Origin of the sequence: Pseudonocardia sp. SID8383, assembly GCF_009864975.1 — a bacterium.
Classification (GTDB): domain Bacteria; phylum Actinomycetota; class Actinomycetes; order Mycobacteriales; family Pseudonocardiaceae; genus Pseudonocardia; species Pseudonocardia alni.
Window position 1 is genome coordinate 1 of sequence record NZ_WWFY01001162.1, and the last position, 1,018, is coordinate 1,018.

Genomic DNA, 1,018 nt, shown 5'->3' on the forward strand with positions numbered 1-1,018 from the left:
CCCGGCTCGAGCGCCCGGAACCAGCCGCCCGGACCGAGGTCACCGGCCAGCGCCGCGTCGGGGAGCCGGTCGAGCACCTCCACCGCGGTCAGCGACGCGACCGGCCCCGGCAGGGCATCCGGGGTCAGGTGCACGGGGCATCCCGGCGCGCCCGCACGCATCGCCCCGGCCTCGTCCTCCGAGCCGGCCAGCCCCGAGACCGGGCCGAGCCGGGCCAGCCCGGCGAGCAGGACCCCGCCGGCACCGGCGACGTCGAGGTAGGGGCCGCGGCCCAGGTGGTGGCGGGCCAGGCGCAGGTACCAGTGCAGTGCGGCCCGCTCCGGCGGTGTGGCACCGGCGGGCTCGGGCAGGTCGGCGAGGGGCGGGGTCGTGGGGATCATCGGTCCATCGCGTCGGTGGGCGGGACCCGTCCTGGTCGCGACGGGCGGGCCCGTCCATTGTCACCGACGCGGCGGGCCGCGGTGTCCGGGCACCTGCGTCACGTCCCGGGCACCGGGATGCGGCGGCACCGGACCACTCCCCGGTGCGTGGACCACCGCAGGGCGGGCACCGCCGGTCTCCCCGTCCCGCGGGACCGGATCCCGCGCGGGTCGGCGGACGCGACCGTGCCCCCGGACCATGGTGCTGGTCCGGGGGCACGGCCGTGTCACCCGCTCCCCAGCGGAGTCTCAGGCCCCGTGAGCCGGCTTCTTCCGGCGGCGACGGGCCGCGGCGGCACCGGAGGCGGCGACGATCGGTGTCGCGGCGCTGGCGTGTGCGTCGTCGCGACGACGGCCGGTCCGCCCGCAGTTCTCGGCGCCGGTCCGCGTGCCGGGCAGCGCCGACGCGGAGCGCAGCGCCCGCGGTGCCGGGACGACACCGCGGTCGTCGGCGAGACCGCGGGCCGCGATGTGCAGCGACCGCAGCCGCTCCATCCGGTCGACACCGGTGGTGGTGCCGGTGCCCTCGACGACCGGGGTGAACAGGTCCCCGCCGGTGCCGGCGCCGCCGCTGCGCATCCGGGCGACGGCGACGAGGT

The 1,018-nt window shown here is 79.3% G+C and carries 2 protein-coding genes; both read right to left on the reverse strand.

The genetic code is table 11. The features are described from left to right. Window positions 1–380, reverse strand: a 380-nt coding sequence (locus GTW08_RS28355; RefSeq protein WP_161152769.1) for a hypothetical protein, incomplete at its 3' end; no start/stop codon positions are given. 288 nt (window positions 381–668) lie between these two features. After that, a partial coding sequence (locus GTW08_RS28360; RefSeq protein WP_237454275.1) for a hypothetical protein occupies window positions 669–1,018 on the reverse strand: 350 nt, incomplete at its 5' end.